The following is a 21,862-nucleotide window of genomic DNA, read 5'->3' as shown; positions in this document are numbered from 1 at the left end:
CATGGCGCCGGAGGGGACACCGCCACCCGTCGTGCTCGCCTGCGGCGAGGTCCGCACCTGCCTGCTGCCCGCCCTGCAGACCCTCGACGGCCGCTCCGCCGCCCAGCTCCTCGGACTGCGCGCCGACGAACGCGTCCTGCTCTCCGAACGCCCCAACGTCTACGGCCGCTCCCCGGACACCCTCACCGGCGTCGACTGCCCCCTGCCCAGCGCCAACGGCGCCAGGGTCCGCGCCGTCGGCACCGTCGCCGCCCGGGCCTCGCTCACCGAGGGGCGCGTCCTGCAGAGCTCCGCCCACTTCCGCGTCCCCGCCGCCGGCCCCGACCACCGACGCCCCTGGGGCCACTATCTGGTCCGGCCCGGAACGGTCGAGCCGTTCGGGAGACTGCCGCACGAGACGGTCGCCCAGGGCCTGCTGAACGGCGGGCGGCACGGCGAACTCGACGTCGGACTGATCGCCGACGGACTCCTCACCCGCCTGCTGCGCCACCCCCTGCTCGACCAGCGCCCGCCCCTGAAGTCCCGCCCCACCCGGCTGCGCTGGGTGGCCCTGTCCGCCGAACGCGACGAGGAGCCGTCGATGGAGCGGTTCACCCTCGCCGAGGACGAACTGCGCACCGTACGGCTCCGTGTCCCCCCGGGCACGCCCACCGGTGAGGTCGCCGGGCTCTGCGACGACCTCGCCCTGCACGACTGGCTGCTCACCACCCTCGTCCGCATCCTGGACGGCATCCGGCTGGGCGCCGCGGAACCGCCCGCCCGGCTGCGGCCCCGGTCCGGCGAGGACCGCCCTGCCGTCGTCACGGCGCTGCGGCCCGCCGTCGACCACCTGCTGCACCTGTGGATGCCACGGGCCCGCGTCGCGCGCGAACTCGCCCCCCTGTGGGAGGTGCTGGAGGACCGGCCCGGCTTCACCCGCCAGTGGCGGACCCTGGTGCAGCGCATCCGGGACCAGCTCGCCCTGCACGCGATCCCCCCGCCCCACCGGGAGGCCGAATCGCCCCCCTGACCGCGGGCCCGGCCCGCGCCACCCCGACGCACATCCCCGCACCCCGATCCGACGCGCATCCCAACGGGGGGAGAAGCGAGATGAGCACGGCACAGTCACCCCAGCCCGAGGACACGGCACCCCCGCCCGGCGCGGGGGGCGCGCCCGGAGGCGAAGGCGCCCCGGCGATCCCCGCCCCGGCCCGGCCGCCCGGCGCCCCGGACAGCACACCCGCACGCCCCCGGACGCAGTCGCCCGGCCGGGCCGAGTGGACGCGCAGACTCCTGACCGGCCTCACCGTCGGCCTCGTCGTCTGGGGCGTCGCCGCACTGCTGAGTCCGCAGGCCGGGGCGCTCCGGCAGCTCGCCGCCGCCGTCCTCTGCGCCGCCGCCACGGTGGCCGTCCCCCTCCTCCTCGTCCGGGGCCGGGGACCCGGCGAACAGGTCCTGCGGACCCGGAGCGTCCTCGCCGAGACCGCCGCCACCGTGCGGGAGGGGCTGGAGCGGCACGACGACGACCTGCGGACCGCCCTGGAGCGGCACGACGACCACCTGCGGACCGGTCTGGCCCGGCACACCGAGGACATCCGGCAACTCGTCGAGAACCGCCTCGCCCAGCAGGCCCCGCCTCCCGAGTCCTACCCGCCGCTCGACCGCGTCCGTACCGAAGGCGTACCGGAACTGGCCAAGCGGTTCGCCGAGGCCCTCTCGCCCGGACCGTCCATCCTCCACACGTTCGTCCGCCTGGAGATGCAGCGGGTGCTCGGGCACATGGCGGCGCTGACCAGCATGAGCGTGGAGTGCCACGGCGAGAACCACGACTGGATGCTCACCCTCACCCACGCCGCCGAGCGCTCCGTCGATGCCATCAGCACCTCCGTCGACCGCGAGTTCTGGAACAGCGAACCCGCCAGCCGCTACCTCGACGCCCAACGGGAGGCGATCGAGGAACACGGGGTGCCCGTACGACGGCTGTTCCTGCTGGCGAGCGCGCGCGAACTCGACGACCGGCTGCTGCGGCTGTGCGACGAGCAGCAGGCCCTGCACATCGAGGTCCGGGTGGCGGTGCTGCCCGAACTGCCGCCGCACCTCCAGCGGGGCACCACCGACGACTTCATCGTCTACGACGAGGAGGTCTCCTTCGAGATCGAGCAGGACCTGCGCGACGTCAACGTCAGGACCCGGCTCATCGCGCGCCGGGACCACGTCCAGGACCGGATGAAGCGCTTCCGGGAGCTGTGGGAGGCGGGCATGAGCGTCCGCGAACTGGAGGTGCGGGTCGACGACGAGGAGGACGGCACCTGGATGGTCGACCGGGCGTAGCCTGCGGGCGGTTGCTCCCGGAGGAGCAACCGCACCCCCGTGCCGCCCCCCGCAGTACCCCGCACCTCGATCCCACGTCCGACGCCCCGCGCCCCTTCCGCCGGGGGTCCGGGAACCGACCCAGACACCCGACCGGAGGGGAGCCCCGTCTCACGGGGGACACAAGGACACCAGTACGGCGACGACGCCTCGTGCTCTGGGCTGTGGCTGGCCGGGCTCGTGCTCGTCGGACCGCTGGCCGGCAAGTTCAGCGAGGTCCAGCAGAACCGGGCCGTCGACTACCTGCCCGACAGCGCCGACTCCACCCGGGTGGCCCGCATCCAGGACGGACTGCCCGGCGGTGAGTCCACCGACCTCGTGCTCGTCTACCACCGGGACGGCGGACTGAGCGCCGCCGACCGGGAGACCGTCGCCGCGCAGGTCGCCGAGGTCGAGCGCAGCCCGTCCGCGCCGGCCGCCGCAGGTCCCGAGTGCCTCTCCGACCGTGAGTGCGAGGTGCTCACGCTGGTCGCGCGCGGCCTGAACAACGCCGGGATCGCCGACTCGCTGGGCCTGAGCCCGCTCACCGCGAAGACCCACGTCAGCCGGACCATGGGCAAGCTCGGGGCACGGGACCGGACTCAACCGGCCATCGTGGCGTGCGAGTCGGGGCTGGTGGAGCCGGGGAGGGCATGAGGGCGCCACCGGCTCACAGCGTGTGATGCAGCCAGCGCTGAACAGTGCTGTTGACACTGCCGGACAGGGCGCTCAGGCTCTCGATGGCCTCACGGTCCTCGGGCCGGGGCGGAATACCGGCGGCGGTCAGGGCGGCGTGGAGCTCCAGCCGACGCCGGTCGCGCGGGTCGATGCCGATCCGGTCGGCCGGGCGCGGCGGGGCCAGCAGGTAGTCGCCCTCCAGCGTGAACGCGGTCGCGGTCATGTCGGTCTCCTCACTACGAGGTGTCGGTACTGCAGGACAGGAGGCCGACTACGGGAGTCCCGGTTGCGCACGGGGCGAAACGTCACGCCAACGGCGTCATCAGCAGTTCATCGTCCGGTCGGACGAACGGCGTTGCGGTGGGCGCCTGCCTTCACGCGGACCCGACGGTGCGGATGAACTCCGCCCGGGCCGCCGACCCGACGACCGGTCACTGAGCCGCCGTCCACCTTGCTGTCCCGGACGGGGACGACACCGGGGAGTCCGGCGGCGGCTTCGACGCAGTCCTCGCCGCCGTCGCCGCTGTACGTGCTCTTGCGCCGGCGGGCGCTGCTCAGGTCGAACTCGCGCATCGCCCGTGGCCCTCCGCAGCCGACTCGATCAGGGGCAGGGACGGCTCCGGCGACAGCACGGCGGTCCTGATCCTAAGACGCCCGGATTCGCTTCACCGGCGCCGGTTCGTCCAGCAGGCCTTCCGAGAACACTCCTCCCGTACGGACGGCTGTCGGCGCGTCCTCGAACTCCGTGAGCTTCGTCTGCCTGCCCACGGCCGGGTGCGCCCCTGTGGAGAACGGGAGCGCCCGGAGAGCAGCACCTTGCGCCGACGCGCCATGGCCGCGACGTGGTCCGGGTGGTGCGCCGTGATCGCCGGGCTGCCACGGGGACGCGCAGCACCGTCTCGTGCGGTACCCCCCATACACGGGCCGTGCAGCGTCCTTGAGGACCCGAGTCCGCTCCATGTGCCCCTTGAACGGTTCCTCGACGTACTCGGCGGCGGCGAACGGATTGCCCGCCAGGAACATCGCCTGCGCGTACTCCCGTGTGTGCGGCAGTCCGGGAACCACGGCCGACGTGTACTCGCAGATTCCCCTCGCCGGTCGCTCCGGTTCCACGGCGTGCGCAAAGTGCTTTGTACAGTTCCGGTCCTTGATGAGCTCGCGCCGCATCCGCTCGAAAATTCCGTCGGTTCGCAGCGCATCGTCAATCCGCTGCGCCACGTCCGGTTGCGGCTTGCGAATCGCCTGTTCGAACCGGCCGATGCGGCCGCCGGACACGCACACCCGCACCCAGTTCCACCTGCGTGAACCCCGCGCCCTCGGGCCGCCGCTCCGGTTCCGCGCCGAAGAACCCCCACGCCGCTCGACGCGAACCATTGGCCATGACCAACCCCCTCGTGAAGACCTGCACTTGTTGTGCACGGCCTCCTGCCGAGTGTAGGTGTGACACGGCATTCTGGAGGCGCGAAGAGTGAAATCGGAAAAGCGAGGGGATCACCGTGGAAGCACGACACTCGGCGCACTGCGTCGAAGAAGCGGAGGATGTGGTGAAGGAATTGCGGGCGGCACTCGAGAAGGCCGGAATTTCCCTGCCGTCACTGGGACTGGACCCGGTGAGTCTTGCGCGGGAGGCGCCCCGTCCGCTTGTCGAATTGGGGCGGTGCTCCGTGGAGACCGCGCGGCGGATCGCGGCGGCGGTGGTGCGGTGAAGCCGCCGGTCGGCGTGCATGTCGTGGACACCCGGACCGAGCGGATCGGCGTGGTCATGGGGCATGAGGGGCCCTACGTCCAGCTGAGGCCGTACGGCGGCGGCCGGGAGTGGGACGCCGACCCCGGTGCCGTACGGCGTGCCACGCCCGCCGAGCGGCTGCGCGCGGCGACGGCGTACGTCAACGCCCGGAGCCGGGGGGAGGTGCCATGAACGTGGGCGACAATGGATGCCATGAGTCTGTTCCGCGACGACGGCATCGTGCTGCGCACCCAGAAGCTGGGTGAGGCGGACCGGATCATCACACTGCTCACGCGCGGTCACGGTCGGGTACGCGCGGTGGCGAGGGGCGTGCGCCGGACGAAGTCGAAGTTCGGTGCGCGTCTCGAACCGTTCTCGCACGTGGACGTGCAGTTCTTCTCGAAGGGGAGCGAGCTGGTCGGCCGCGGTCTGCCCCTGTGCACGCAGAGCGAGACGATCGCGCCGTACGGGGGCGGGATCGTCACCGACTACGCGCGGTACACCGCGGGCACCGCCATGCTGGAGACGGCCGAGCGGTTCACCGACCACGAGGGCGAGCCGGCGGTGCAGCAGTACCTGTTGCTGGTCGGGGCCCTGCGGACACTCGCCCGGGGTGAGCACGCACCGCACCTCGTGCTCGACGCGTTCCTGCTGCGCTCCCTCGCGGTCAACGGGTACGCGCCCAGCTTCACCGACTGCGCCAAGTGCGGCATGCCCGGACCGAACCGGTTCTTCTCGGTCGCGTCCGGCGGCTCCGTCTGCGCCGACTGCCGGGTGCCCGGCAGCGTCGTACCCTCACCGCAGGCCCTGGGACTCCTCGGCGCGCTGCTTACGGGAGACTGGGAGACCGCGGACGCGTGCGAGGCGCGGTACGTCCGGGAGGGGAGCGGGCTGGTGTCCGCCTACCTGCACTGGCACCTGGAGCGCGGGCTGCGTTCGCTGAGGTACGTAGAGAAGTAGGCACGAGGAGACGAGAGACACATGGCCGTAAGCGGGTTCCTGGGGCGTCAGCGCCGGGAGTACAGGACGCCGGAACCGCACCCGTCCGGCGCGCGGCCTCCGAAGATCCCCGGGGAACTGGTCCCGAAGCATGTGGCGATCGTCATGGACGGCAACGGACGGTGGGCGAAGGAGCGGGGGCTGCCGCGCACCGAGGGGCACAAGGTCGGCGCCGAGCGGGTGCTGGACGTGCTCCAGGGCGGGATCGAGATGGGGGTCGGCGCGATCTCGCTGTACGCCTTCTCCACCGAGAACTGGAAGCGGTCGCCGGACGAGGTGCGCTTCCTGATGAACTTCAACCGGGACTTCATCCGCAGGACGCGCGACACGCTCGACGAGCTGGGTGTGCGGGTGCGGTGGGTCGGGCGGATGCCCAAGCTCTGGAAGTCGGTGGCCAAGGAGCTGCAGGTCGCCCAGGAGCAGACGAAGGACAACGACCGGCTGACGCTGTACTTCTGCATGAACTACGGCGGGCGGGCGGAGATCGCGGACGCGGCGCAGGCGCTGGCGGAGGACGTGCGGGCCGGGCGGCTCGACCCGTCGAAGGTCAACGAGAAGACCCTCCAGAGGTACATGTACTACCCGGACATGCCGGACGTGGACCTGTTCCTGCGGCCGAGCGGTGAGCAGCGGACGTCGAACTACCTGCTGTGGCAGAGCGCGTACGCCGAGATGGTCTTCCAGGACGTCCTGTGGCCGGACTTCGACCGGCGTGACCTGTGGCGGGCGTGCCTGGAGTTCGCCTCCCGGGACCGGCGGTTCGGCGGGGCGATCCCGAACGAGGAACTGCTGGCCATGGAGGGCGAGCAGGCGTAGCCGGCGTTGCGATCGCGGCTCATCGCCGAAGGACGGGGGAGAGCCGCGACGGAACAGGGCGTGGGGCCGGACGAGGACACCGCCGAGCCGGAGCCCGTGCGGCTCCGGGGGGACACTGCGGACGCCGTGCGGCTGGTGGTCCGCAGGCGCGGTGGCGCCGCGCGACTGCCGCGCCACCCCGTCCTCCTCGCCTGCGTCGTGCCGGCGGGGTCGTGCTCGGCGCCCTGAACGGCGAGCCGGTGGGCGTGGCGGGGGTGTGGGCCGCCACGGTGTGGGCGGTGGCGGTGTTCCCGGGCCCGGCCTTTCGGCCGGCCGTCTGCTCGAGGCGAACAGGCATCACGGCTCGCTGCGGATCACCGTCGCTCCGAGGGCGTGCGCACGGTCGACGAGTACGGCGATCCGCGCACGGGCCGGTCGGACTTTGGCAGTCACGCGGAGTCCGACCGGGCCTTTGTGCCGAGCAGCCCCGGCCGTGCGGCAACTGCGCGATGGTGTGCCGGTGAAGCAGGGGGGCGTGGAGCGGGTGCGGGGGCTGCTCGACCGGCGGCCGCCCCGCGTGTGACGGTTGCCTGCGGGGCCGGGCGGGGGCGTGCCGTCCGGTGTTCGCGGGGTGTTGCCGCGCCCCGTTCGTGCCGTCCGGTGTTCGCGGGGTGTTGCCGCGCCCCCGCCCGCCCCGCCCGCGCCGCCCGGTCGCGTCAGGCCGCCGCGCAGTCCGCGCAGGTGCCGAAGATCTCGACGGTGTGGGCCACGTTGACGTAGCCGTGTTCCGCCGCGATGGCCTCGGCCCACTTCTCCACCGCGGGGCCCTCCACCTCCACCGCCTTGCCGCAGTTGCGGCAGACCAAGTGGTGGTGGTGGTCGCCGGTGGAGCAGCGACGGTAGACGGACTCGCCGTCGGCGGTGCGCAGGACGTCGACCTCGCCGGCGTCGGCGAGGGACTGGAGCGTGCGGTAGACCGTGGTGAGTCCGACCGAGTCGCCCTTGTGCTTGAGCATGTCGTGGAGTTCCTGTGCGCTGCGGAACTCGTCGACCTCCTGGAGGCAAGCCGCCACAGCGGCACGTTGCCGGGTGGAACGGCCCTTCACGGGCGGTCCTGCGGTCGTCACCGGATTGCCTCCTCACATCTGGCCTCTGCCCGGGCCATTGTGCCAGTCCGGGCGCAGGGCGGTCAGGCGCCGACCTCGTCGGCGGCCTCGCGGCCGGCCGGAACGGCGCATTCGGCGGGGTCGCCGCCGGGTTGCGCGGCGGCCAGCGCCCGGGCGCGGCGGCGGGCCAGCGGGGCGGCCAGCGCGGTCAGCACGATGAACGCGGCGATGGTCAGCAGCACGATCGTCGCGCCGGGCGGCACGTCCTGGTAGTACGAGGTGACCGTGCCGCCGATGGTCACGCTCACGCCGATCGCGACGGCGATGGCGAAGGTCGCGGCGAAACTGCGGGTGAGCTGCTGGGCCGCCGCGACGGGCACCACCATGAGCGCGCTCACCAGCAGCAGGCCGACCACGCGCATCGCGACGGAGACCGTGACCGCGGCCGTGACCGCCGTGAGCAGGTTGAGGAACCGCACCGGCAGGCCCGTCACACGGGCGAACTCCTCGTCCTGGCTGACCGCGAACAGCTGCCGGCGCAGACCGACGGTGATCAGGACGACGAACGCGGCCAGCAGGCAGATCGCGGTGACGTCGGACTCGGAGACCGTGGACAGGGAGCCGAAGAGGAACGAGGAGAGGTTCGTGGTGGAGCCGCCGGGGGCGAGGTTGATGAACATGACGCCGCCGGCCATACCGCCGTAGAAGAGCATCGCGAGGGCGATGTCGCCGCGGGCCTTGGCGTACCAGCGGACCAGTTCCATGAAGACGGCGCCGAGGACGGAGACGAGCGTCGCCATCCAGATCGGGGACCAGCTGAGCAGGAAGCCGAGGCCGACGCCGGTCATGGCCACATGGCCGATGCCGTCGCCCATGAGGGCCTGGCGGCGCTGGACCAGGTAGATGCCGACGGCGGGGGCGGTGATGCCGACCAGGACGGCGGCGAGCAGCGCCCGCTGCATGAAGGCGTAGTCGAGGATCTCCATCAGCTCAGCAGTCCCGTGCGGATCGGTCCGGCGCCCGCGGGCGCGTGCGGATGGACGTGGTCGTGGCCGGGCAGCGCGTGCTGGCCGACGGCCTTGGGGGGCGGGCCGTCGTGCAGGACGCAGCCGTCACGCAGGACGACCGCCCGGTCGATCAGGGGTTCCAACGGGCCCAGTTCGTGCAGGACGAGGAGGACCGTGGCGCCCCGGGCCACCTGGCCCTTCAGGGTCGCGGCGAGGACCTCCTGGCTGGCCAGGTCGACGCCCGCCATCGGCTCGTCCATGATCAGCAGTTCGGGCGCGGCGGCGAGGGCGCGGGCGATCAGGACCCGCTGGTGCTGGCCGCCGGAGAGGGCGTCGACGGAGTCCTTGGCGCGGTCCGCCATGCCGACGAGGTCCAGGGCGCGGCGTACGGCCTCGTGGTCGGCCTTGCGGAAGAGGCCGAAGCGGGTGCGGGCCAGGCGGCCCGAGGAGACGACCTCGGTGACCGTGGCGGGCACACCGCCGGCGGCGGTGGTGCGCTGCGGGACGTAGCCCACACGCGCCCAGTCGCGGAACCGGTGCCGCGGGGCGCCGAACAGCTCGATCTCCCCGGCACTGACCGGTACCTGGCCGATGACGCTGCGCACGGCCGTCGACTTGCCGGAGCCGTTGGCGCCGAGCAGGGCGACGACCTCACCGCGGCGCACGGTGAGGTCGATGCCGCGCAGGACGGGGCGCGAGCCCAGCTCGGCACGGACGCCGTGCAGGGAGATGACGGGCTCGGTCATGCCGTCCTCCGGTGGTACGTCGGTCACTTGGCGCCCAGAGCCGTCCGGAGGGCCTTGAGGTTGGCCTCCATGACCTGGAAGTAGTCGTCGCCGCGGGAGGCGTCGGTGATGCCCTCGAGCGGGTCGAGGACGTCCGTCTTGAGCCCGGTGTCGCCGGCGAGGGTCTTGGCCGTCTTGTCGCTGACGAGCGTCTCGTAGAAGACGGTGGTGACGCCGTCGGCCTTCGCCGTCTCCTGGAGTTCCTTCACGCGTGCCCCGCTGGGCTCGGACTCGGGGTCCAGGCCGCTGATGGCCTCCTCGGTCAGGCCGTAGCGCTCGGCGAGGTAGCCGAAGGCGGAGTGCGTGGTGATGAAGACGCTGTTCTTCCTGTCCGCGAGGCCGGTCTCGAACTTCTTGTCGAGGTCGTTCAGCCTGCCGACCAGGACCTCGGTGTTCTTCTTGTAGTCGGCGGCATGGTCCGGGTCGGCCTTCTCGAAGGCCTTGCCGACGCCCTCGGCCACCTCGGCGTACTTGACCGGGTCGAGCCAGACGTGGGGGTCCTTGCCGCCCTCGTGCTCGTGCTCGTGGGCGTGCTCCTCCTCGGCGTGCTCGTGGGCGTGCTCCTCCTCGGCGTGCTCCTCCTCGTGCCCGCCGGCCTCGGTGCCGTGCTCCTCCAGGGTCGTCAGGGTCGCCGCGTCGATCTTCGTGGCGATCGGGGACTGGCCGATGGCCTCGTCGACGGAGGGCTGGAGGCCCTTGAGGTAGAGCGCCGCGTCGGACTCCTCGAGCTGCGCGGTCTGCCTGGCGCTGATCTCCAGGTCGTGCGGCTCCTGGCCGGGCTCGGTGAGACTGGTGACGTTGACGTGCTCGCCGCCGATCTGCTCGGCGAGGAAGGCCATCGGGTAGAACGAGGCGACGACGTCGAACTTGTCGGTGTCGCCCGCGGCGGCACTGTCCGAGGAGCAGGCGGTCAGGGTGCCGAGACCGAGGGCGGTGGCAGCGGCCAGCGCGGCCGTGGATATGTGGTGTCGTCGTACGTTCATGACACTCATTTTCAACAAATGTGGAAACCGTTGTCAACAAAGCACGTGAGGACGTTGTGCGGGGCACCGAATTGGTCGCGGGGCAGGCCGCGCCGGTAGCCTGAGGACTTCGCTGGAAGCAATCTCGCTTCGTCGCCCGTCGTCGTAATGAAGAGAGCACCGTGGCCGCCGACAAGATCGACAGCATCGTCAGCCTGAGCAAGCGCCGTGGCTTCGTATTCCCCTGCAGTGAGATCTACGGCGGCCAGCGTGCCGCCTGGGACTACGGACCGCTGGGTGTCGAGCTCAAGGAGAACCTGAAGCGCCAGTGGTGGCGTTACATGGTGACGTCGCGCGAGGACGTGGTCGGCATCGACTCGTCCGTGATCCTGGCCCCCGAGGTGTGGGTGGCCTCCGGTCACGTCGCCACCTTCACGGACCCGCTGACCGAGTGCACCTCCTGCCACAAGCGGTTCCGCGCGGACCACCTGGAGGAGGCGTACGAGGAGAAGAAGGGCCACGCCCCGGAGAACGGCCTCACCGACCTCAACTGCCCCAACTGCGGCAACAAGGGCACCTTCACCGAGCCCAAGCAGTTCTCGGGCCTGCTCTCCACCCACCTCGGCCCCACGCAGGACTCCGGCTCCATCGCCTACCTGCGCCCCGAGACCGCCCAGGGCATCTTCACCAACTTCGCCCAGGTGCAGACCGCTTCGCGTCGCAAGCCGCCGTTCGGTATCGCCCAGATGGGCAAGTCCTTCCGCAACGAGATCACGCCGGGCAACTTCATCTTCCGCACCCGCGAGTTCGAGCAGATGGAGATGGAGTTCTTCGTCAAGCCGGGCGAGGACGAGAAGTGGCAGGAGTACTGGATGGAGCAGCGCTGGAACTGGTACACCGGTCTCGGCCTGCGCGAGGAGAACATGCGGTGGTACGAGCACCCGAAGGAGAAGCTCTCCCACTACTCCAAGCGCACCGCTGACATCGAGTACCGCTTCCAGTTCGGCGGCAGCGAGTGGGGCGAGCTGGAGGGCGTCGCCAACCGTACCGACTACGACCTCGGCGCCCACTCCAAGGCCTCCGGCCAGGACCTGGCCTACTACGACCAGGAGGCCCAGGAGCGCTGGACGCCGTACGTCATCGAGCCGGCGGCCGGTGTCGGCCGGGCGATGCTCGCCTTCCTGCTCGACGCCTACGTCGAGGACGAGGCGCCCAACGCCAAGGGCAAGATGGAGAAGCGGACCGTGCTGCGGCTCGACCACCGCCTCGCCCCGGTGAAGGTGGCCGTCCTCCCGCTCTCCCGCAACGCCGAGCTGTCGCCGAAGGCCAAGGGCCTCGCGCAGTCGCTGCGGCAGAACTGGAACATCGAGTTCGACGACGCCGGCGCCATCGGCCGCCGCTACCGCCGCCAGGACGAGATCGGTACGCCGTTCTGCGTCACCGTCGACTTCGACACGCTGGACGACAACGCGGTGACCGTGCGCGAGCGCGACACCATGAAGCAGGAGCGCGTCTCGCTCGACCAGATCGAGGGGTACCTGGCGGCCCGTCTGATCGGCGCCTAGTCGCTTCACGGGCTCTGCCGGGGCCCCCGGTGCCGGACCGCTCAGTGGTCCGGCACCGGGGGCCCCGCGCTCGGCACCCGTCGGTTCGACGGGTCCACCGTCGCCTGGTGCGCCCGGGTCAGGTGCTCCTGTGCCTTGAGCCACGGCAGGAACCGGGCGCCGGTGCGCCAACCGCAGGTGGCACACCGGATCGTCCGCTGCAGGCCGGTGCGCCGGATGTGGACGACGTACTCGCGGCCGTGCAGGTCCCAGCGGCTGACCTTGCTCGTGTCGATCTGCGGCATGACTCCTCCGGAGGCCGGGTCGGTGGTCGCCGTTCTTCTGCCCCCCGCTCCCGCGGGCAGTCGTGCCGCCGGGGCGGCGCGGGGGGAGTGACGGCGCCCCGCAGGCGCCGGGGGGCCGCGCGGCCCCCCGGCCGGCAAGCACACCGGGCCCCGGAAGGCGCCGTCGACCGCTCAGATGCCCACGCCCGCGCTCCGGCTCATCTCCGTCGACTCCAGGCGTTCCGCCGTACGTTCGGCGGTCCCGCGGGCCCAGCGGCCCGACGTCAGCGCGCCCACGGCCAGCACCGCGAGGCCGCACCCCGCGAGGATCCACCAGCCCGGCCGCGCCGCCGTCACGAACGCCTCCGCGTACGACGACGATCCCACCCCCGCCGCCAGCACCGCGCCGACCACCGCCACCCCCAGCGCCTGGCCCAGCTGCCGGCTGGTGGACGCGACCGCCGAGGCCACCCCCGCCTGGGCGGTCGGCATGCCGGAGACGGCCGTGTTCGTGATCGGGGCGTTGACGAAGCCGAAGCCGACGCCGAACAGGACGTAGCCGAGGAAGAGGGTCGTGTCCGACGTCCCGGCCTCGAAGAGGGCGAAGAGGAGCCCGCTCACCGTCATCGCGGTCCCCGCGATCAGCAGCGGCGGACGCGGACCCCGGCTGCCGACCAGGCGGCCGGAGAGCGGGGCGCACAGGAAGGTCGGGACGGCCATCGGGAGCATCCACAGCCCCGCGTCCAGGGCGCTCAGACCCCGCACGTTCTGCAGGTACAGCGTGGACAGGAACAGGAAGCCGCCGAGTGAGGCGAACGCGCTCACGGCTGTCACCGTGGCTCCGCTGAACGGAGCGGAGCGGAAGAAGCGCAGGTCGATGAGGGGTTCGCGGCGGCGGGACTCGTAGCGCAGGAGGGTGAGCAGGGCGATCAGCGCGGTGCCGGCGAAGGGGGCGGTCACCGGGAGGGAGGCGTGCGGGGCCTCGATGATCGCGTACGTCAGGGAGCCGAACAGGACGATCACCAGGAGCTGGCCGACCGGGTCGGGGCGGCGGGCCTTCGGGGCGCGGGACTCAGGGACGAAGCGCCAGGTGAGCAGCAGCGCGGCCAGACCCACCGGCAGGTTGATCCAGAAGATGGAGCGCCAGCCGACCGACTCCACCAGCAGCCCGCCGACCAGCGGACCGGCGGCCATCGAGATACCGACGACCGCGCCCCACACGCCGATCGCGCGGGCCCGCTCGCGGGGGTCGGTGAAGGTGTTGGTGATGATCGACATGGCGACCGGGTTGAGCATCGAGCCGCCGACCGCCTGCACCATCCGGAACACGACCAGCCAGGACAGGTCCGGGGCCAGGGAGCACAGCACCGAGCCGAGGGTGAAGACCACCAGGCCCGCCATGAACACCCGTCTGCGGCCGATCCGGTCGGCCGTGGAGCCCGCGACCATCAACAGGCAGGCCAGGACCAGCGTGTACGCGTCGATGGTCCACTGAAGCCCCGAGGTGCTCGCGTGGAAATCCCTCTGCAGGGCGGGCAGGGCGACGTTGAGGACCGTGTTGTCCAGGCTCACGATCAGCAGGCTCATGCAGCAGATCGAGAGCACCAGCATGCGTCGGCCGTGGCTGAGCTCGGGCATGGGGGCCATCGTACGCGCATTTAAATAGTGCGGTTAACTAATGACCAGTACACGGTCTTCCCGCGCCGACGTACCGGGCGTCCCTCGGAGTGCGGGACAATGGGGGAATGTCCACGCCCACTCCCACCCCGAACGCGGCCCCGAACACGACCCTGCGCATCGGCCCGCACGCGGTTCTGCCGCCCGTCGTGCTCGCTCCCATGGCCGGGATCACCAACGCGCCCTTCCGCACCCTGTGCCGGGAGTTCAGCGGCGGCAAGGGCCTGTTCGTCAGCGAGATGATCACCACCCGGGCGCTGGTCGAACGCAACGACAAGACCATGCAGCTGATCAGGTTCGACGCGAGCGAGAAGCCGCGCTCCATCCAGCTGTACGGCGTCGACCCGGCGACCGTCGGCAAGGCCGTCCGCATGATCGCGGAGGAGGGCCTCGCCGACCACATCGACCTCAACTTCGGCTGCCCGGTCCCCAAGGTGACCCGCAAGGGCGGCGGCTCGGCCCTCCCGTACAAGCGGAACCTGCTGCGCTCCATCCTGCGCGAGGCGGTCGACGGGGCCGGGGACCTGCCGGTGACGATGAAGATGCGCAAGGGCATCGACGACGACCACCTGACCTACCTGGACGCCGGCCGGATCGCGGTGGAGGAGGGCGTGACCGCCGTCGCGCTGCACGGCCGCACCGCCGCCCAGCACTACGGCGGCACCGCCGACTGGGACGCCATCGCCCGGCTGAAGGAGCACGTCCCGGAGATCCCGGTGCTCGGCAACGGCGACATCTGGTCGGCCCAGGACGCGCTGCGGATGGTGCGCGAGACCGGTTGCGACGGGGTGGTCGTGGGCCGTGGCTGCCTGGGTCGGCCGTGGCTGTTCGCGGACCTGGTCGCGGCCTTCGAGGGGCGGACGGACGCCTATGTGCGGCCCACCCTGCGCGAGGTCGCCGACGTCATGGTCCGGCACGCCACGCTGCTGGGGGAGTGGATCGGCGACGAGTCGCGCGGGGTGATCGACTTCCGCAAGCACGTCGCCTGGTACCTGAAGGGCTTCGCGGTCGGCTCCGAGATGCGCAAGCGGCTCGCGGTCACCTCCTCGCTGGAGGAGCTGCGGGCCGGGCTCGACGAGCTGGACCTCGACCAGTCCTGGCCGGCCGGCGCCGACGGGCCCCGCGGCCGTACGTCCGGCAACAACCGGGTGGTGCTGCCGGACGGCTGGCTGAAGGACCCGTACGACTGCGCGGGCGTCGCCGAGGAGGCGGAACTGGACACCTCCGGGGGCTGATCGGCCCCCGGTGGGGTGCGGGTCCGGTGAGGACGATCTCCGACATCAGCGGCCGGCCGCGCTCCAGGCGCCGGAGGGCCTCCGGGTGCACAGGTCCGGCATGGTCGGCCGGCCGAGCTTCGGCCCCCGGCGGCCGAGGGCGCCGTGGGCCTTGTCCGGGCCGTACCACTCCAGGGCCGGGGAGCGGGGCGCCGGGGTGGTCCGCATGGTGAAATCCGACGCGCTGTGGCAGCGTGATTCTCGCCACCCTTGATAAGGGTATCGCTCAGATGAGCGGATCATGGGTGGCTGCACTTCTCAAAGGGTGGCACTCGGTGCCACTTCTTGATCGTTCATCGAGCGAAATCAGACGTGGCGATTGTTGCTCATGTGAGCGATCGCGGAGTGGTGGAGAGGGGGTGTGCGTTCAAGAAGTGAAAACATTCGGCCATCGCGGATTGCCGCGCCATGACTTTCGATCCGCTGGCGGATGGGTGGTTACAGGCGCATGATGCATAAGTGGACGTACCCAGAAGCCTTTGATCTGGGTACATTCCTCGACGTCAGGGCAGCCACCGCGTCCTCGAGGAGTCGAGACCCGTGTCGGAAAACAGAGATCCCCATGTGACGAAGTTCGTCTACGACTTCACCGAGGGCAACAAGGACCTGAAGGACCTGCTCGGCGGCAAGGGCGCCAACCTCGCCGAGATGACCAACCTGGGCCTTCCCGTCCCGCCCGGCTTCACCATCACCACCGAGGCCTGCAGGACCTACCTCGACAGCGGCGAGGAACCGGCGGCACTGCGTGACGAGGTGAGTGCGCACCTCGACGCCCTCGAAACGACCATGGGCAAGAAGCTCGGTCAGGCCGACGACCCCCTCCTCGTGTCGGTCCGTTCCGGAGCCAAGTTCTCCATGCCGGGCATGATGGACACCGTCCTCAACATCGGCCTCTCCGACAAGTCCGTGCAGGGCCTCGCCCGGCAGGCCGGCGACGAGCGGTTCGCGTGGGACTCCTACCGGCGCCTCATCCAGATGTTCGGCAAGACCGTCCTCGGCGTCGACGGCGAGCTGTTCGAGGACGCGCTGGAGGCGGCGAAGGCGGCCAAGAAGGTCACCGTCGACACCGAGCTGGAGGCCGCCGACCTCGAGAAGCTCGTCACCAAGTTCAAGAAGATCGTCAGGACCGAGGCGGGCCGGGACTTCCCGCAGGACCCGCGCGAGCAGATGGACCTCGCCGTCAAGGCCGTCTTCGACTCCTGGAACGGCGACCGCGCCAAGCTCTACCGCCGCCAGGAACGCATCCCGCACGACCTCGGTACGGCCGTCAACGTCTGCTCCATGGTCTTCGGCAACCTCGGCCCCGACTCCGGCACGGGTGTCGCGTTCACGCGGGACCCCGCCAGCGGCCAGCAGGGCGTCTACGGCGACTACCTGCAGAACGCGCAGGGCGAGGACGTGGTCGCGGGCATCCGCAACACCGTGCCCCTCGCGGAGCTGGAGTCGATCGACAAGAAGTCGTACGACCAGCTCATGCAGATCATGGAGACCCTGGAGAACCACTACAAGGACCTCTGCGACATCGAGTTCACCATCGAGCGCGGCCAGCTGTGGATGCTCCAGACCCGCGTCGGCAAGCGCACCGCGGGCGCCGCCTTCCGCATCGCCACGCAGCTGGTGGACCAGGGGCTGATCGACGAGGCCGAGGCGCTGACCCGCGTCAACGGCGCCCAGCTCGCCCAGCTGATGTTCCCGCGCTTCGACGACGAGTACGCCCGCGGCGGGGAAGGGGTCGAGCAGGTCGGACGCGGCATCGCCGCCTCCCCGGGCGCGGCGGTCGGCAAGGCGGTCTTCGACTCGTACACCGCCGTGAAGTGGTCCCGCTCCGGCGAGAAGGTCATCCTGATCCGCCGCGAGACCAACCCCGACGACCTGGACGGCATGATCGCCGCCGAGGGCATCCTCACCTCGCGCGGGGGCAAGACCTCCCACGCGGCCGTGGTGGCGCGCGGCATGGGCAAGACCTGTGTCTGCGGCGCCGAGGAGCTGGAGGTCGACACCAAGCGCCGCCGGATGACCGTGCCCGGCGGGCACGTGGTCGAGGAGGGCGACGTCGTCTCCATCGACGGCTCGTCCGGCAAGGTCTACCTGGGCGAGGTCCCGGTCGTCCCCTCCCCGGTCGTCGAGTACTTCGAGGGCCGGATGCACCCGGGCGCCGACGACGCCGACGAACTGGTCGAGGCCGTGCACCGGATGATGGCCTTCGCCGACCGCAAGCGCCGGCTGCGGGTGCGCGCCAACGCCGACAACGCCGAGGACGCGCTGCGCGCCCGCCGCTTCGGCGCCCAGGGCATCGGCCTGTGCCGCACCGAGCACATGTTCCTCGGCGACCGCCGCGAGCTGGTCGAACGCCTGATCCTGGCCGACACCGAGGTCGAGCGCGAGGAGTCCCTCAAGGCCCTGCTGCCGCTCCAGAAGCGGGACTTCGTGGAGCTCTTCGAGGCGATGGACGGCCTGCCGGTCACCATCCGCCTGCTCGACCCGCCGCTGCACGAGTTCCTGCCCGACATCACCGAGCTGTCGGTCCGCGTCGCGCTCGCCGAGTCCCGGCAGGAGCCGCACGAGAACGAACTGCGCCTGCTCCAGGCCGTGCACCGGCTGCACGAGCAGAACCCGATGCTGGGTCTGCGCGGCGTCCGTCTCGGCCTCGTCATCCCTGGCCTGTTCACCATGCAGGTGCGGGCCATCGCGGAGGCGGCGGCCGAGCGCCGGGCGGCCAAGTGCGACCCCCGCGCGGAGATCATGATCCCGCTGGTCGGCACGGTCCAGGAGCTGGAGATCGTCCGCGAGGAGGCCGACCGGGTCATCGCCGAGGTCGAGCGGACCACCGGCACCAGGCTGAAGCTCGCCATCGGCACGATGATCGAACTGCCGCGCGCCGCGCTGACCGCCGGCCAGATCGCCGAGGCGGCGGAGTTCTTCTCCTTCGGCACCAACGACCTCACCCAGACGGTGTGGGGCTTCTCCCGGGACGACGTGGAGGCCTCGTTCTTCACGGCCTACCTGGAGAAGGGCATCTTCGGGGTGTCGCCGTTCGAGACGATCGACAAGGACGGCGTGGGCTCGCTGGTCGCCGCCGCCGCGAAGGCCGGCCGCGCCACCCGCCCCGACCTGAAGCTCGGCGTCTGCGGCGAGCACGGCGGCGACCCGGAGTCGGTCCACTTCTTCCACGAGGCCGGCCTGGACTACGTCTCCTGCTCCCCGTTCCGCATCCCGGTCGCCCGCCTGGAAGCCGGCCGCGCGGCCGTCACCTCCCTGGGCAGCGACCACCGCTGAACCCCGGAGCCGTTGCCTGTCACCCGACCACCCTCACCGATCGGCGACGGCTCCGGACCGTGAAAGGGGAGGGCGGCACCCCGTGCGGGGGGTGCCGCCCTCCCGCGTGTGCAGGGTCCGGTCCCGGAACGCACGGACCGCCACGGCGGGGGACGACAGTGCCACTCGGCATACGCGGGAGCACCGTCAGGCCGCTGAGCGGCATGGGCGGATACGCCGTGCCCCCCGGCGGTCGGTGCGGCGGACGGCCGGGGTGGCGCTGTCCGGCGGGCGGCTCGGCGGTCTGATCGGCGGCCTCGTGGCGTGGACCCTCATGGCGGCCCTCGCCGGGGGGCACGGGCATGCGCGCCGCCGGTGGGGGAGGACCGGCTCCCTGCTGCTGTCCCTGTAGGGGGAACCGGTCCTCGCGCGGGACGACGTCAGCCGGCGTCGCCGCGGCGCCTGCGGGCCGCGATCATCACGCCGCCGCCCAGAAGGACGACGGCGGCACCGCCGGCCGCGATGTACGGGGTGGCGTCGCTGCCACCGGTCTCGGCGAGGTCGGTGCCGCCGCCCTGCTCCCCGCTGCCGGAGCCGGTGCTCTCCGTGCTCCCGGCCTCGGTGCCGTCACCCGCCTCGCCCTCGCCCTCCTCGTGGGGCGTGAAGCCCGCCGGCGGGTTGTCGCAGCCGATGCCGTCGCCGTCGCGGTCCAAGTGCTTGCCGTAGTGGTCGCTGGTCGCGGGGATGTCGGCGTGTCCGTTCGCGTACGCCTCGGAACAGTTGTCGAACGGGGTGTTGCCGCCGTGCGCCTCGGCGGTGGCCGGTACGGCGGCCAGGGCGAGCGCGGCGAGGACCGCGGCGGCGGAGGTACGGAACGGGTTCATGGTGAAGATTCCCTCGGATCGGGCGATTGCGTGCGCTTGGTACGAGGGTGACGAAGTTACCGGCAGGGCCCGCGGGGCGCAGGGCATGCGGGAAGCCGTGACGCGAACGTGACGTGACCGGAGAGCAGCTCTCCGCTACCGGCACCCCTCGGGGGCAGCAGGAGGGGCGGCACCCGTACGGGGCGCCGCCCCTCCTCCTCGGCTCCGCGGGCTTCCGGCCGCGGCCGGTGCCGTCACCGCCTCCGTTACGACCGGAAGGGCCCCCGCACCTCGTAGGTGATCCCGCCCGACGACCTCCCGCTCGTGCCGCGCTGGCTGGAGAAGTACAGGCGGGTGCCGTCCGGGGAGAAGGCCGGGCCGGTGATCTCGGAGCCCGACTGGCCGCCGATGCGGAGGAACGGGGCCACCACGTCGTCGGGGGTGATGACGCAGATCTCCATGGTGCCGCCGTCCTCGGCCACGAACAGGTCGCCGGAGGCGGAGCCGGTGACGTTGTCGACGCCCGTCAGGGGAGCGCCGCCGCCCGACACCAGCGAGTCGTCGTAGGCGAGTTCGATGGTCTGGGCGGCCGCGTCGTACTGCCAGACGCGGTTGTCGCCCTTCGTGGTGAACCAGCAGGTGTCGTTCGCGTAGTAGCAGCCCTCGCCGCCGTTGAAGCGCTTGGCGCCGGAGACCTGGTTGCGGGTGGCGGTGGCGCCGGACGGGTCCGGGACCCGCGCCCAGCGCACCGGGCCGCTGGTGCCGTTGCCCGCGACCAGCACCTCCAGGGTGCCCGACGACAGGTCGCCCCAGGTGGTGGGCCGGAACCGGTAGAAACAGCCGTCCGAGACGTCCTCCGTCAGGTACACGACCTTGCGCACCGGGTCGGCCGCCGCCGCCTCGTGCTTGAAGCGGCCCATCGCGTCACGGCGGACGGCCGCCTTCACGCCCCACGGGTCGGTCTCGTAGACGTACCCGCGGTCCACCTCCTCGCAGGACAGCCAGGTGTTCCACGGGGTCTTCCCGCCCGCGCAGTTCTGCCGGGTGCCGGACAGGACGCGGTACGCGCCCGTGATGGCGCCGGTGGCCGAGAACTTCAGCGCGCTCGCCCCGCCGGAGGGGTTGATCTCCGAGTTGGAGACGTAGATCCAGCCCGCCCCGTCCGCGTAGCAGGCGCCGCCGTCGGGGGCGTTGTGCCAGGTGTAGGAGGTTCCGGTGACCGTCCGGCCGGAACGGGCGACGATCCGGCTGGTGAACCCGGCGGGCAGGCTGATGCCGTTGGCGTCCGCCCTCCCGAGCGGACCGTACGGGCCGCTGCCGGGCTGGGCGGGCGCGGCGTACGCCGCGCCGCGCCACAGGGTCCCGCCGAGGACGGAGGAGGTGCCTCCGACGGCGGCCGCACGAAGGAAGGTACGACGTTCCACTGTCGCTCCAAGAGGTGCCGTGACCGTCCCGCCACCGGTCGGCGGCGGGGGCGTGCGGTCAGCGAACCTAGGGGAGTGGCATGGACGCTTCATGACCGGAGGCGTACCGGCGGGTGACCATCCCCCACGGGGGAGACGGATCACGGAGCGGCAAGGGCCTACAGGGGCACCGCCACCGCCGTGAACGTCGTCTCCGGGGTCTGTGGGCTGGTGAAGCGGGCGTTGACCAGGTAGAGGCGGTCGCGGAAGCGGGCGGCGGTGGCGGGGACGTCGAAGCGGGGATCGGTGATGGCGCGACGCAGGGTCGCCTTCGTGGCGCGGGCGTCCAGGCCGAGGACGGTGACCGTGTTCGAGCGGTTCTGCACGACGTACAGGGTGCGGCCGACGCGGACCAGACCGTCGCCGTTGACCACGTCGTCCGCTCCGGAGAGGGCGATGCGGGTGGCGTGACCGGTGCGGAGGCTCACGCGGTACAGCTCGCCCGGCGTGCTCTTGACCACGATCACGTCACGCCCGTCGGGGGTGCTCACGATGCCGTTGGCGTTGTTGACGTCCGGCAGCTGCTCCCAGTCGCCGGTGAGCGGGAGCGCGCGGACGCTGCCGCCCCGGCCGCGCGGGACGCCGTACAGGACCGCGTCGCGCGAGTCGGTGAACCAGGCGCGGTCCCGGAGGAGGACGACATCGTTGACGAAGTGGCCGGTGGGCGCGGTGAGTTCGTATGTCGTCCGCAGCTCGCCGGTGCGGGCGTCGACGGTGCGCGCGGTGCCGCCACCGCCGCCGGAGACGTACAGCAGGCCGTCGTCGCCCAGCTTGAGACCGATGGCCGCGAGGCCGGGGGCGCCCTCGTGGAGGACCTCGCCCTCTCCGGTGCGCAGGTCGGTGCGGTAGATCGCGCCGTCGGCGCGGGAGCCCAGGTAGGCGTACGGCGCGCCGCCGATGGCGATGCCCTCGGGCAGCCAGCCGTCCGGCAGCGGGAACTCGGTCGGCCAGGGGGGCCGGTGGCCGGCGGCCCGCGCCGGGCCGGCGCCGGCGCCGGCCGCCACCGCCAGTGCGGAGGCGGCGGCGCCGCCGAGCAGGGCGCGCCGGGAAGGTCGGGGGTGCGTGCGGGTCATGGTCCGGGCCTCCGTGACGGATGGGGTGGGGCCTGAAACGGGT

At 71.8% G+C, this 21,862-nt stretch carries 23 protein-coding genes and 2 pseudogenes; 12 read left to right on the top strand and 13 right to left on the bottom strand.

The window, feature by feature from the left end:
* Nucleotide 1 precedes the first annotated feature (1 nt).
* The 4 genes and pseudogenes from KYY02_RS14900 to KYY02_RS14885 form a co-directional block, all read left to right on the top strand.
* Nucleotides 2–1,009, top strand: a complete 1,008-nt coding sequence (locus KYY02_RS14900) for an SCO2521 family protein (RefSeq protein ID WP_371238409.1) — start codon at nt 2–4, stop codon at nt 1,007–1,009.
* Between the two features lie 80 nt (nt 1,010–1,089).
* On the top strand, nt 1,090–2,310 hold the full coding sequence (locus tag KYY02_RS14895; RefSeq protein ID WP_371238408.1) for a hypothetical protein: 1,221 nt from the start codon (nt 1,090–1,092) through the stop codon (nt 2,308–2,310).
* A 201-nt stretch (nt 2,311–2,511) separates the two neighbouring features.
* A pseudogene (locus KYY02_RS14890) lies at nt 2,512–2,748 on the top strand (MMPL family transporter); the annotation flags it as partial.
* Nucleotides 2,746–2,985: pseudogene (locus tag KYY02_RS14885) on the top strand (response regulator transcription factor); the annotation flags it as partial. The pseudogenes KYY02_RS14890 and KYY02_RS14885, both read left to right, overlap by 3 nt.
* A gap of 13 nt (nt 2,986–2,998) precedes the next feature.
* Here KYY02_RS14885 and KYY02_RS14880 read toward each other — a convergent pair.
* From KYY02_RS14880 to KYY02_RS14870, 3 genes are all read right to left on the bottom strand, one after another.
* Nucleotides 2,999–3,229 (bottom strand): hypothetical protein, encoded by a 231-nt coding sequence (locus KYY02_RS14880; RefSeq protein WP_371238407.1) that lies wholly within the window; start codon nt 3,227–3,229, stop codon nt 2,999–3,001.
* 107 nt (nt 3,230–3,336) lie between these two features.
* Entirely contained in the window at nt 3,337–3,579 is a 243-nt protein-coding gene (locus tag KYY02_RS14875) for a DUF397 domain-containing protein (protein WP_371238406.1), read from the bottom strand.
* A 72-nt stretch (nt 3,580–3,651) separates the two neighbouring features.
* On the bottom strand, nt 3,652–4,293 hold the full coding sequence (locus tag KYY02_RS14870) for a Scr1 family TA system antitoxin-like transcriptional regulator (protein ID WP_371238405.1): 642 nt from the start codon (nt 4,291–4,293) through the stop codon (nt 3,652–3,654).
* 209 nt (nt 4,294–4,502) lie between these two features.
* On the opposite strand from KYY02_RS14870, the gene KYY02_RS14865 reads away from it, so the two are divergent.
* The 4 genes from KYY02_RS14865 to KYY02_RS14850 are packed head-to-tail and all read left to right on the top strand — an operon-like array spanning nt 4,503 to nt 6,547.
* Nucleotides 4,503–4,712: a hypothetical protein gene (locus KYY02_RS14865; RefSeq protein WP_371238404.1), complete on the top strand. Its 210-nt coding sequence runs from the start codon at nt 4,503–4,505 to the stop codon at nt 4,710–4,712.
* Complete coding sequence (locus KYY02_RS14860) at nt 4,709–4,924, top strand: hypothetical protein (protein WP_371238403.1); 216 nt, start codon at nt 4,709–4,711, stop codon at nt 4,922–4,924. The genes KYY02_RS14865 and KYY02_RS14860 overlap by 4 nt, the downstream gene beginning before the upstream one ends.
* Nucleotides 4,925–4,945: 21 nt before the next feature.
* Nucleotides 4,946–5,692, top strand: a complete 747-nt coding sequence (gene recO / locus KYY02_RS14855; RefSeq protein WP_351997530.1) for a DNA repair protein RecO — start codon at nt 4,946–4,948, stop codon at nt 5,690–5,692.
* A gap of 21 nt (nt 5,693–5,713) precedes the next feature.
* Nucleotides 5,714–6,547: an isoprenyl transferase gene (locus KYY02_RS14850; protein WP_371238402.1), complete on the top strand. Its 834-nt coding sequence runs from the start codon at nt 5,714–5,716 to the stop codon at nt 6,545–6,547.
* Between the two features lie 695 nt (nt 6,548–7,242).
* Here the strand turns inward: KYY02_RS14850 and KYY02_RS14845 are convergent.
* The 4 genes from KYY02_RS14845 to KYY02_RS14830 form a co-directional block, all read right to left on the bottom strand.
* Nucleotides 7,243–7,653: a Fur family transcriptional regulator gene (locus KYY02_RS14845; RefSeq protein WP_371238401.1), complete on the bottom strand. Its 411-nt coding sequence runs from the start codon at nt 7,651–7,653 to the stop codon at nt 7,243–7,245.
* A gap of 62 nt (nt 7,654–7,715) precedes the next feature.
* Nucleotides 7,716–8,618: a metal ABC transporter permease gene (locus tag KYY02_RS14840; protein WP_371238400.1), complete on the bottom strand. Its 903-nt coding sequence runs from the start codon at nt 8,616–8,618 to the stop codon at nt 7,716–7,718.
* Complete coding sequence (locus KYY02_RS14835) at nt 8,618–9,385, bottom strand: metal ABC transporter ATP-binding protein (protein WP_371238399.1); 768 nt, start codon at nt 9,383–9,385, stop codon at nt 8,618–8,620. The genes KYY02_RS14840 and KYY02_RS14835 overlap by 1 nt, the downstream gene beginning before the upstream one ends.
* Before the next feature lie 23 nt (nt 9,386–9,408).
* Nucleotides 9,409–10,407 carry a metal ABC transporter substrate-binding protein gene (locus KYY02_RS14830; protein WP_371238398.1) on the bottom strand — a complete coding sequence of 333 codons (999 nt, stop codon included), beginning with the start codon at nt 10,405–10,407 and terminating at the stop codon, nt 9,409–9,411.
* Nucleotides 10,408–10,568: 161 nt separating this feature from the next.
* On the opposite strand from KYY02_RS14830, the gene KYY02_RS14825 reads away from it, so the two are divergent.
* Complete coding sequence (locus KYY02_RS14825; RefSeq protein WP_371238397.1) at nt 10,569–11,951, top strand: glycine--tRNA ligase; 1,383 nt, start codon at nt 10,569–10,571, stop codon at nt 11,949–11,951.
* A 41-nt stretch (nt 11,952–11,992) separates the two neighbouring features.
* On the opposite strand, the gene KYY02_RS14820 is transcribed toward KYY02_RS14825, so the two are convergent.
* Together KYY02_RS14820 and KYY02_RS14815 are read right to left on the bottom strand one after the other, a co-directional pair.
* Entirely contained in the window at nt 11,993–12,235 is a 243-nt protein-coding gene (locus KYY02_RS14820; RefSeq protein WP_371238396.1) for a hypothetical protein, read from the bottom strand.
* A 171-nt stretch (nt 12,236–12,406) separates the two neighbouring features.
* Nucleotides 12,407–13,852: an MFS transporter gene (locus KYY02_RS14815; RefSeq protein WP_371238395.1), complete on the bottom strand. Its 1,446-nt coding sequence runs from the start codon at nt 13,850–13,852 to the stop codon at nt 12,407–12,409.
* Between the two features lie 107 nt (nt 13,853–13,959).
* Between KYY02_RS14815 and dusB the strand changes: the two genes are divergently transcribed.
* The gene (gene dusB / locus KYY02_RS14810) at nt 13,960–15,126 is read left to right on the top strand and encodes a tRNA dihydrouridine synthase DusB (RefSeq protein ID WP_371238394.1); all 1,167 of its coding nucleotides are present in this window, start codon (nt 13,960–13,962) and stop codon (nt 15,124–15,126) included.
* Nucleotides 15,127–15,171: 45 nt separating this feature from the next.
* On the opposite strand, the gene KYY02_RS14805 is transcribed toward dusB, so the two are convergent.
* Entirely contained in the window at nt 15,172–15,333 is a 162-nt protein-coding gene (locus KYY02_RS14805; protein WP_371238393.1) for a hypothetical protein, read from the bottom strand.
* 372 nt (nt 15,334–15,705) lie between these two features.
* On the opposite strand from KYY02_RS14805, the gene ppdK reads away from it, so the two are divergent.
* Together ppdK and KYY02_RS14795 are read left to right on the top strand one after the other, a co-directional pair.
* Nucleotides 15,706–18,441: a pyruvate, phosphate dikinase gene (gene ppdK / locus KYY02_RS14800; protein ID WP_371238392.1), complete on the top strand. Its 2,736-nt coding sequence runs from the start codon at nt 15,706–15,708 to the stop codon at nt 18,439–18,441.
* 253 nt (nt 18,442–18,694) lie between these two features.
* Nucleotides 18,695–18,832, top strand: coding sequence for a hypothetical protein (locus KYY02_RS14795; RefSeq protein ID WP_371238391.1), 138 nt, complete (start codon nt 18,695–18,697; stop codon nt 18,830–18,832).
* 28 nt (nt 18,833–18,860) lie between these two features.
* Here the strand turns inward: KYY02_RS14795 and KYY02_RS14790 are convergent, their stop codons facing one another.
* The 3 genes from KYY02_RS14790 to KYY02_RS14780 all read right to left on the bottom strand — a co-directional run bounded on the left by KYY02_RS14790 (nt 18,861) and on the right by KYY02_RS14780 (nt 21,819).
* Nucleotides 18,861–19,304: an LAETG motif-containing sortase-dependent surface protein gene (locus tag KYY02_RS14790; RefSeq protein ID WP_371238390.1), complete on the bottom strand. Its 444-nt coding sequence runs from the start codon at nt 19,302–19,304 to the stop codon at nt 18,861–18,863.
* Nucleotides 19,305–19,549: 245 nt separating this feature from the next.
* A complete protein-coding gene (locus KYY02_RS14785) occupies nt 19,550–20,707 on the bottom strand; it encodes an alkaline phosphatase PhoX (protein ID WP_371238389.1) in 1,158 nt (385 codons plus the stop codon).
* Nucleotides 20,708–20,865: 158 nt separating this feature from the next.
* Nucleotides 20,866–21,819 (bottom strand): SMP-30/gluconolactonase/LRE family protein, encoded by a 954-nt coding sequence (locus KYY02_RS14780; protein ID WP_371238388.1) that lies wholly within the window; start codon nt 21,817–21,819, stop codon nt 20,866–20,868.
* Nucleotides 21,820–21,862 lie beyond the last annotated feature (43 nt).

It is taken from the genome of Streptomyces pimonensis (genome assembly GCF_041380215.1).
Classification (GTDB): domain Bacteria; phylum Actinomycetota; class Actinomycetes; order Streptomycetales; family Streptomycetaceae; genus Streptomyces; species Streptomyces pimonensis.
The sequence above is the reverse complement of the archived record's forward strand: the minus strand, read 5'-3'. Positions and strand labels throughout refer to the sequence as shown.

Bases quoted from the DNA above. Each gene is read 5' to 3' on its own strand.
- KYY02_RS14900 (WP_371238409.1), top strand. From the start codon at position 2: ATGGCGCCGGAGGGGACACCGCCACCCGTCGTGCTCGCCTGCGGCGAG.
- KYY02_RS14895 (WP_371238408.1), top strand. From the start codon at position 1,090: ATGAGCACGGCACAGTCACCCCAGCCCGAGGACACGGCACCCCCGCCC.
- KYY02_RS14880 (WP_371238407.1), bottom strand. From the start codon at position 3,229: ATGACCGCGACCGCGTTCACGCTGGAGGGCGACTACCTGCTGGCCCCG.
- KYY02_RS14875 (WP_371238406.1), bottom strand. From the start codon at position 3,579: ATGCGCGAGTTCGACCTGAGCAGCGCCCGCCGGCGCAAGAGCACGTAC.
- recO (WP_351997530.1), top strand. From the start codon at position 4,946: ATGAGTCTGTTCCGCGACGACGGCATCGTGCTGCGCACCCAGAAGCTG.
- KYY02_RS14850 (WP_371238402.1), top strand. From the start codon at position 5,714: ATGGCCGTAAGCGGGTTCCTGGGGCGTCAGCGCCGGGAGTACAGGACG.
- KYY02_RS14840 (WP_371238400.1), bottom strand. From the start codon at position 8,618: ATGGAGATCCTCGACTACGCCTTCATGCAGCGGGCGCTGCTCGCCGCC.
- KYY02_RS14835 (WP_371238399.1), bottom strand. From the start codon at position 9,385: ATGACCGAGCCCGTCATCTCCCTGCACGGCGTCCGTGCCGAGCTGGGC.
- KYY02_RS14830 (WP_371238398.1), bottom strand. From the start codon at position 10,407: ATGAACGTACGACGACACCACATATCCACGGCCGCGCTGGCCGCTGCC.
- KYY02_RS14820 (WP_371238396.1), bottom strand. From the start codon at position 12,235: ATGCCGCAGATCGACACGAGCAAGGTCAGCCGCTGGGACCTGCACGGC.
- KYY02_RS14815 (WP_371238395.1), bottom strand. From the start codon at position 13,852: ATGCCCGAGCTCAGCCACGGCCGACGCATGCTGGTGCTCTCGATCTGC.
- dusB (WP_371238394.1), top strand. From the start codon at position 13,960: ATGTCCACGCCCACTCCCACCCCGAACGCGGCCCCGAACACGACCCTG.
- KYY02_RS14805 (WP_371238393.1), bottom strand. From the start codon at position 15,333: ATGCGGACCACCCCGGCGCCCCGCTCCCCGGCCCTGGAGTGGTACGGC.
- KYY02_RS14790 (WP_371238390.1), bottom strand. From the start codon at position 19,304: ATGAACCCGTTCCGTACCTCCGCCGCCGCGGTCCTCGCCGCGCTCGCC.
- KYY02_RS14780 (WP_371238388.1), bottom strand. From the start codon at position 21,819: ATGACCCGCACGCACCCCCGACCTTCCCGGCGCGCCCTGCTCGGCGGC.